This is a genomic window from Agromyces sp. NPDC127015, assembly GCF_042725165.1.
Taxonomy (GTDB): domain Bacteria; phylum Actinomycetota; class Actinomycetes; order Actinomycetales; family Microbacteriaceae; genus Agromyces; species Agromyces chromiiresistens.
In genome coordinates this window covers 1,321,021-1,329,845 of sequence record NZ_JBHXDI010000001.1, presented here as the reverse complement: position 1 = coordinate 1,329,845, position 8,825 = coordinate 1,321,021, and the positions used below count along the sequence as shown (strand labels likewise).

At 71.5% G+C, this 8,825-nt stretch carries 6 protein-coding genes; all 6 read right to left on the bottom strand.

What is annotated here, in order from left to right; all coding sequences use genetic code 11:
• Positions 1 to 2,637 (bottom strand): choice-of-anchor G family protein (locus ACFWGP_RS06365; RefSeq protein WP_376930419.1); only part of this gene is annotated, 2,637 nt, incomplete at its 3' end.
• Between the two features lie 113 nt (positions 2,638 to 2,750).
• Positions 2,751 to 4,058, bottom strand: a complete 1,308-nt coding sequence (locus tag ACFWGP_RS06360; protein ID WP_376930418.1) for an MFS transporter — start codon at positions 4,056 to 4,058, stop codon at positions 2,751 to 2,753.
• Positions 4,055 to 4,633, bottom strand: coding sequence for an ArsR/SmtB family transcription factor (locus ACFWGP_RS06355; protein ID WP_376930417.1), 579 nt, complete (start codon positions 4,631 to 4,633; stop codon positions 4,055 to 4,057). Before ACFWGP_RS06355 ends, ACFWGP_RS06360 begins: the two co-directional genes overlap by 4 nt.
• A gap of 53 nt (positions 4,634 to 4,686) precedes the next feature.
• Entirely contained in the window at positions 4,687 to 5,922 is a 1,236-nt protein-coding gene (locus ACFWGP_RS06350; RefSeq protein ID WP_376930416.1) for an acetate/propionate family kinase, read from the bottom strand.
• Positions 5,919 to 8,093 (bottom strand): phosphate acetyltransferase, encoded by a 2,175-nt coding sequence (pta, locus tag ACFWGP_RS06345; RefSeq protein WP_275506480.1) that lies wholly within the window; start codon positions 8,091 to 8,093, stop codon positions 5,919 to 5,921. Before pta ends, ACFWGP_RS06350 begins: the two co-directional genes overlap by 4 nt.
• A 9-nt stretch (positions 8,094 to 8,102) precedes the next feature.
• Positions 8,103 to 8,540 (bottom strand): hypothetical protein, encoded by a 438-nt coding sequence (locus tag ACFWGP_RS06340; protein ID WP_376930415.1) that lies wholly within the window; start codon positions 8,538 to 8,540, stop codon positions 8,103 to 8,105.
• Between the last annotated feature and the right edge of the window lie 285 nt (positions 8,541 to 8,825).

Below are 8,825 nucleotides of genomic sequence, written 5' to 3'. Positions count from 1 at the left end.
GACCGTCACCGCCGTCGCCCCGCCGAGATCGGTGCCCGTGATCGTCACCGGCGTACCGCCCGCCACCGGCCCCGCATCCGGGTCGAGCCCCGTGAGCAGCGGACCGGGCAGGTAGGTGAAGGCGAGCGGGTCGCTCGCGCCGCCCGGCGTCGTCACGACCACGTCGACGGGGCCGGCGGCATGCGCCGGGGTCACGAAGGTGATCTGCGTGTCGCTCACCTGGGTGAACGGCACCGACACCCCGTCGACCGTCACCTCCGTCGCGCCGCCGAGTGCCGTGCCGTCGATCGTCACCGGCGTGCCGCCCGCCGCTGGGCCCTCGTCGGGCGTGAGGGTCGTGAGCACGGGCTCGTCGAAGTACGTGAACGGCAGCGCATTGCTGTCGCCGCCCGGCGTCGTCACGACGACGTCCACGGGGCCCGCGGCGTGCGCGGGCGTCGAGAACGTGATCTGCGTGCCGCTCACCTGCGTGAACGGCACCGACACCCCGTCGACCGTCACCGCCGTCGCCCCGCCGAGATCGGTGCCCGTGATCGTCACCGGAGTGCCACCCGCAACCGGGCCCGCTTCGGGATCGAGGTCGGTGAGCACCGGCGCAGGAATGTACGTGAACGTCAGCGGGCCGCTCTCGCCGCCGGCGGTCGTGACCGTCACGTCGACGGGGCCGGCAGCGTGCGCGGGCGTCGAGAACGTGATCTGCGTGTCGCTCACCTGCGTGAACGGCACCGAGACACCGTCGACCGAGACCTCGGTCGCCCCGGCCAGGTCGGTGCCGTCGATCGTCACGGGGGTGCCGCCTGCGGCCGGCCCTTCGTCGGGCGTCAGCGTCGTGAGGACCGGAGCGGGCACGTAGGTGAACGTGAGCGGAGCGCTCACGCCCGCCGCGGTCGTGACCGTCACCCCGACCGGGCCTTCGGCGTGCGGCGGAGTCGAGAAGGTGATCTGGGTCTCGCTCACCTGCGTGAAGGGCACCGAGACACCGTCGACGGTGACCGCGGTCGCACCGCCGAGCGCCGTGCCGTCGATCGTCACGAGCGTGCCGCCTGCGGTCGGTCCCTCGTCGGGCGTGAGCGTCGTCAGCACCGGCGCCACGAGATTCGGTCCGACGAGGGCGCGAGCGAGGTTCAGCTCGAGGAGTTCGGGCACGATCGTCGTCGGCAGGAGGCTCAGGCGCAGGGCGGTCTCCTCGAAGACCTGGCCGGCGACGCCGGGCGACGGCTCCTGCACGTTCGCGAGCAGCGACACGACCGTGTTGAGGAGGAGCAGCGCAGGGTTCAACTCGTTGATGACGGGGTTCAGGACGTCGTCGGTCAGCGTGGTGAGGAAGGTTCCGAGCGCGCCGGTATCAGGGTCGATCACCGCGTCCACGATCGGGCCGAGGGTATCGAGGATGATCTCGTCGGTGAGTCCTCCGATCGGCAGGCCGCCGAGCGCGGTGATGCCGACCGTCGCCGTGCCGTCGGAGATCTGCAGGAGCGTTCCCGTCACCGTGACGTTGACGAGCGGGAGCGACAGCGGTGCCGGTCCGTTGATGTCGACGTCGATGGAGACGGCGGCGTTGTTCAGCGCGTTCGTGACCGCGAGATCGAGATCGGCGACGAGTCCGTCGACGAGTTCGGCGACCTGGCTCGTGACCTCGGTGAGCACCGCGCTCGAGAGCAGCTCGGTGCTCGGGTCGAGGTCATTGAGCCCTCCGACGAGTTGGTCGAGGTCGAGCGTGATCGTGCCGTTCTGCAGGTCGATGACGACGCCGCCGCCGGAGTCGAGCGGCACGTCGAGCACGGCGTCGACCGCGGCCTGCAGGTCGACGGTCACGGTCGCGGAGGCGTCTCCCAGGCCTCCGACCGCGAGGACGCTGCTGACGGCCGAGAGGACGCCCTCAACGAGCAGTCCATCGGGACCGGCGAGTGCGTCGACCTCTGCGTCGAGGTCGGCCACGGCTGCGTCGACCGTGCCGGTGATGCCCTCGACGACCGGGCTGTCCACGACGACCGTCGCGCTTGCGATCTCGTAGTCGCCGACGGGCGCACCGCCGGTGTTCGCCGCGGCGTTCGCGCTGATCGCGCCGAGCGTGACGTCGAGGTCGGAGATCGTCGTGGCGAACTCGGGGCCGAGCAGCTGGGCCAGGTCGAGGCTCATCGGGCCCGGCGCGACGCCGGGCGCGGGGGTGACCCCGGTGCCGATCGCACCCGAGTCCGAGATGAGCCCCGAGGCGCCGATCGACGATCCGTCGATCGCTGCGCTCGCGTACTGGCCGACGACGCCCGCCTCGGTGAAGTTCAGCGGCACCTGCACGCCGCCGCCGATGTCGATGCTCAGCACCGAGAGCGCCGAGAGGTCGAGGTTCGTCGAATTGGTCTCGGGGGTGACGCCGTCGCTGGAGGCCGTCTCGCCGTCGATGCCGGCGACAGCGCTCAGATCGACGAAATCGAGCAGCGTGCCCGAGAGGAACTGTCCTTCGGCGTACGACGTGTCCCCCGGTGCGGCTTGCGCGGAGATCGCACCGCCGCCCGCGGTGAGCGCGACGACCCCGACGGCGGCGAGCCAACGCAGGGCCCGGTGCCCTCGCGGGTCTTCGGCTCGGTGCGCTCCTCGGCGCCTCCGTTCGACGGTCGTACGGGCGCGCGCGACGAACATGTGACGTCCCCCCAGAGTCAGCGTGCGACGCCCCCCGCGCCGCATGGGCTCAACATATTGCGGCACGGCGCCACCCGATAGGGGAAGCGAGGAAAATCACCCCCGAACGGGGGTCAGGTCGAGCTCCGCAGCCCCCTGAACGACGTCAGGTACAGCGGCGACGATGCGAGCACGACGTAGAGGGCCGCACAGCCCGCGAGCGTCGGAACGAGGCCGAGCTGCTCGGCCGCGAGGCCGCCGAGGAACGCGCCGAGCGGCATCGTCGCGGCGACACCGGCCGTGGTCACCCCGAAGACGCGGGCGCGCATGCCGTCGGGGATGAGGCCGTACATCGCGGTCGAGATCATGGGGTTGATCGCGCCTGCGGCGAATCCGGAGAGCGCGAGCACCGGCAGCAGCACCGGCACCGGCGCGCCGAGCGCCATCGTGAGGTACGGCAGCGTGCCGGCCACCATGAAGCATGCGGCGAACATGAGCCGTCCAGAGAAGCGATGCCCGACCGCCCCGAAGACGATCGACCCGGTGAGGGCGCCTGCCGCGAAGCAGCCGACCATGAAGCCCAGCTGGGCCGGGTCGCCGAGCACCTGCGTCGCGTAGAGCGGCTTCAGCACGGTCATGCCGGCCGCGTCGATCGCGTTCGTGAGCGTGACGAGCAGCACGATCGAGCGCAGCAGCGGCGAGGATGCCACGAAGCGAAGACCCTCGACGAAGCCGCCGCGCTCGGAGCGAGTCGCGGCGGACGGCTCCTGCGCCCGCCCGTCGGTCGATTGGGTGCGGGCGGCGCGCGGGATGAAGCACGCCACGAGCAGGGTCGAGACGGCGAACCCGCCCGCATCGACGAGGAGCGCCGGCATCGGACCGAGGAAGGCGACGAGGGCGCCCGCCGTGCCCGCGCCGAGCATCACGGCCGTCCGCTGCACGGCCGCCTGTGCGCCGGCCGCGCGCTCGATCGGCCAGCGCGCGAGCGCCGCGAGGTCGGGCGTCATCGAGGTCTTGGCGGTGTCGCCGGGAGGGTCGAGGAGGCCGCCGAGGAAGACCAGCGCGAGCATGACGCCGAAGGGCAGGCCGACGGTCGCATGCAGCAACGGGATCGCGAGCACGGTCACGGCGCTCGCGAGGTCGGCGACGATGCTCGACACCCGGTAGCCGAAGCGGTCGACGAGGACGCCGCCGAGGGCGCCGCCGATCACGAGCGGCACCGTGGAGAACACGCCGACGACCCCCGCGGCGAGCGGCGAGCCCGTCTCGGTGAGGGCGATGATCGGCAGCGCGACCAGGGCGATGGCGTTGCCCCCGAGCGAGAACAGCGCGGCGGCGAGATTCGCGAAGAGCGGGAGCCGCCGGGGCGCCGGTGGGTTTCGAGGCGCGTCCTCCTGCGTCGGGAGATCCGCGACCCGCTCGAGGTCGATCTCGGCGCTCATTGCTCGGTCCTCGGGAACGTGTGGGTGATCCACCGCACCGCTCGGGTGCCGGGGCGCGGCTCGCGCCCGACCGCCCACCACTTCTCGCGCACGGCGGCCAGGTCTGCGGTGAGCTCCCGGAACTCGTCGAGCGTGAGCTGCGCGCCCCCGTCGCTCGAGTCCGATGCGGCGATCCACTCGGGCTCGAGCGCGAATTCGGCGTCGAGCGCGTCGAGCAGCTCGCGATGGTACGCGTCGATGACCGTCCTGCGCATCGCCTCGGCGGCCTCTCGGCGGTCGGGATCGTCGAGGTACGACTCGGCGTTCAGGCTCGTCATCTCGTGCGCCGACCGCCACCAGCGCTCGCGGCCGTCGCGCTCGTGCTCGGGCGCGGGCTCGACGAAGCCGTACTTCGCGAGAGTCGACAGGTGGTAGCTGATCGACCCCGATGCCGCGCCCGTCGCCTCGGCGAGCATGCCGACCGAGTGCGGCCCGTGCATGCGCAGCAGGCCGAGGAGGCGCAACCGCAGCGGGTGCGCCATGGCGCGCATGGCCCCTGCGTCGCGCAGGTCGATGGAGTTCTCGTGTTCGCTCACACCGCCATGGTAACTCTGCAAGAGTTATTGCACAACAGTTGTTGCAGAGTTGCTCAGATCGCCTCGAGCGCCTGGCGGGCGATCTCGAGCTCCTCGTTCGTCGGCACGACGAGCACGGTGACGGGCGAGCCGTCGGTCGAGATCACGCGGGTCTGCCCCGAGCGCACCGAGTTCCGCTCGGCGTCGAGCTCGATGCCGAGCCGCTCGAGCCCGGCGAGCGCGGCGGCCCGAACGCGCACCGAGTTCTCGCCGACCCCGGCGGTGAACGAGATCACGTCGACACCGCCGAGCTGCGCGAGATAGGCGCCGATGTACGCCTTCAACCGGTGCGCGTACACGTCGAGCGCGAGCGCCGCGCGCTCGTCGCCCGCCCCGGCCGCTTCGACGAGGTCGCGCATGTCGGCGTGCCCGCCGAGCCCGAGGATGCCGCTGCGGCGGTTCAGCAGTTCATCGACGCCGTCGACGTCGAGCCCCGCGCGCCGCTGCAGGTGCAGGAGCACCGCAGGGTCGAGGTCACCCGACCGGGTGCCCATGACGAGCCCCTCGAGCGGCGTCATGCCCATGCTCGTGTCGACCGATCGACCGCCCTCGACCGCGCACGCCGACGCCCCGTTGCCGAGGTGCAGCACGATCTGGCGCAGCTCCTCGAGCGGCCGGCCGAGGAACTCCGCCGCAGCCCGTGAGACGTACCGGTGCGATGTGCCGTGGAACCCGTACCGCCGGATGCGGTGCTTGGCCGCCACGTCGCGGTCGATCGCGTACGTGTAGGCGGCCGGCGGCATCGTCTGGTGGAACGCCGTGTCGAACACCGCCACGTGCGGCACGTCGGGGAACGCCCGCTGCGCCGCCTCGATGCCCTCGAGGTTGGCCGGATTGTGCAGCGGCGCGAGGGTCGACAGCTCGTCGATGTTGATCTTCACGAGGTCGGTGATGACGGTCGGCTCGAAGAAGCGCGCACCGCCCTGCACCACCCGGTGCCCGACCGCGACCGGCGGGTTCGCCGCGAGCGGCGGCCCCGCCTCGGCGAACGCCTCGAGCATCACGTCGAAGGCCGCGAAGTGGTCGGGCACCTCGACGTCGCGTTCACGGGTGACGGATGCCTCGTCGCCGCCCCTGTCGGCGCCGTCGGCGCCGTCGGGCCCGTCCGTCGAGACGACGTGCTTCGCCCGCCCGCCGGGGCGCCCGATCCGCTCGACCAGCCCAGACGCGAGCGAGCGCCCGGAGCCGGACTCGATCAACTGGTACTTCAGTGACGAGGAGCCCGAGTTGATGACGAGGACGACGCTCACGAGGCATCCGCCGCCTGGATCGCCGTGATGGCCACGGTGTTGACGATGTCCTGCACGAGTGCGCCGCGCGAGAGGTCGTTGATGGGCTTGCGCAGGCCCTGCAGCACGGGCCCGATCGCGACGGCGCCCGCCGACCGCTGCACCGCCTTGTAGGTGTTGTTGCCCGTGTTGAGGTCGGGGAAGACGAACACGGTGGCCCGGCCCGCGACGTCCGACTGGGGCAGTTTCGTGCGCGCGACCGCCGCGTCGGCGGCCGCGTCGTACTGGATCGGCCCCTCGACCGCGAGCTCGGGGGCGCGCTCGCGAACGAGCTCGGTCGCGCGGCGCACCTTGTCGACGTCGGCGCCCTCGCCCGATTCCCCCGTCGAGTACGAGAGCATCGCGATGCGCGGCTCGATGCCGAACTGGGCGGCGGTCTGCGCCGACGAGATCGCGATGTCCGCGAGCTGCTCGGCCGTCGGGTCGGGCACGATCGCGCAGTCGCCGTAGACGAGCACCCGGTCGGCGAGCGCCATGAGGAACACGCTCGAGACGATGTCGACGCCCGGCTTCGTCTTGATGATCTCGAACGAGGGGCGGATCGTGTGCGCGGTCGTGTGCGCCGCGCCCGACACCATGCCGTCGGCCATGCCGAGCTCGACCATCATCGTGCCGAAGTACGACACGTCCTGCACTCGCTCGCGCGCCTGCTCGAGCGTGACGCCCTTGTGCGCGCGCCGCTTCTGGTACTCCTCGGCGAAGCGCGTCACGTAGACGAAGTCGTGATTCGACAGCACCGCCGCGCGCGAGATGTCGAGGCCGAGCCCGATCGCGCGCGAGCGGACCTCGATCTCCTCGCCGAGGATCGTGAGGTCGGCCACGTCGCGGGCGAGCAGGGTCGCCGCAGCCCGCAGGATGCGGTCGTCGTAGCCCTCGGGCAGCACGATGTGCTTGCGCTCGCGGCGCGCCCGCTCGAGCAGGCCGTACTCGAACATGAGCGGCGTGACGACCTCGGGGCTCGCGATCTCGAGCCGGTCGAGCAGCGCGTCGGCATCGACGTGGTGCTCGAACAGCGACAGGGCCGTGTCGCGCTTGCGCTGCGACTCGGCGGCGAGCCGCCCGCGGGTGTGGGTGATCGCGAGGGCGGTCTCGTAGCTCGAGAGCTCGGTGCGGATGATCGGCAGCCCCGCCTTGAGGCCCTCGACGAGTCGCACGATGTGCTCGGAGAGGGGGAAGCCGCCGTTCAGCACGATGCCCGAGACCGACGGGAACGTCTGCGACGAGTGCGCCGTGAGCACTCCGAGCAGCACTTCGCTGCGGTCGCCGGGCACGATCACGACCGAGCCCTCGATGAGCCGCGAGAGCACGTTCTCCATCGACATCGCCGCGATCACGACGCCGAGCGCCTCGCGGTCGAGCAGGTCGGGGTCGCCCGCATAGAGCTCGCCGTCGACGGCCTGCATGATCGTGCGCATCGAGGGCGCGACGAGGAACTGGTCCTCGGGGATGGCCCAGACGGCGACCTGGGATGCCTCGCCGGCGACGACGCCGCCGGGCCGGGCGCCCGCCACCGGGCCGAGCCCCGCCGCACGGACCGCGTCGACGATCTCGTCGAGCCGGTCGGGGTCGGCGCGATTGACCACGACGCCGAGGAGTGAGGCGTGCTCGCGCTCGAGCTCCTCGACGGCGAGCTCCGAGAGCTGGGCGAGCTCGTCGGGCGTGCGAGCGTCGCTGTCGCCGAGCCGCTCGCTGAGTGCACGCCCCTGGTACTCGCCGACACGTCCGCCGAGCACGAGCAGCACCGGGGTTGCGAGGTTGGCGGCGATGCGCGCGTTGTACGCGAGCTCGGTGGGGCTGCCGACATCGGTGTAGTCGGAGCCGATGATGACGACCGCGTCGCAGCGGCCCTCGACGGCCTTGAAGCGGCGCACGATCGTCGCGAGCGCCGCATCGGGATCGGCGTGCACCTCGTCGTACGAGACGCCGATCGCCTCGTCGTAGGTGAGCGGCACCACGCCGTCGTGGGCGAGCAGCAGCTCGAGCACGTAGTCGCGTTCGGCTGTCGATCGCGCGATGGGACGGAACACGCCGACCTTCGCCGCGCGTCGGGTCAGCGTGTCGAGCGTGCCGAGCGCGACGGTGGACTTGCCGGTGTTGCCCTCGGCCGAGCAGATGTAGATGCTGTGCGCCACGCATCCAGCCTATTCGGCGGGCTCCTCGCCCTGCCGGGCGTTCGGCTGGAAGTACTCCGAGTGTTCGCACTCGTCGGGCACGCTGCCGACCGACGCCGCCTCGCGATAACCGCCACCCAGCAACACCGGGTCGCCGACCTCCGTGACGAGACCGTCGAACTCCACCTCGAGCCCGCCAGCGCGGTCCGCGACCCGCGCTTCGTCGGGCAGGACGATGCCGATGACGTCACCGCCCTCGGCGCGCGCCACGAGGCATCCGCTCTCGACGTCGATGCTGCCGACGAAGGCCGCCTGCTCCTCGATGTCGGAGCCGCCGACCCTCATGAGGACGGTCGTCGGGCCGACGGCGCGCGCCTCGACCGATGGGGCGGCGCACCCGGCGAGCGCGAGAATGCCGACCAGCGCGCCCGCGACGGCGCCACCCTCGACTCGGCCGAGTCCGGCCATCGCGCCCCCCTCGCGCCCCGTGCACGAGACCGACCACAAGATCAGGTGACCACGCCTCGTGCGACCACATGACCACATGACCACAGCAGGTGCAACCACGAGTCCGTCACGTCGGCACGAGTCGACCAGGCTGCGAGGTGGCGGATTCGACCCCTACTCGATGCGCGCTCGGCGGCGCCGCCGGAGGTTTCGCTCCGCAGACGGTGTGGACAAGTGGAATTGTGGACGGGCGACGTGTGGACAAGTGGAATTGTGGACGGGCGACGTGTGGAAATGTGGAATTGT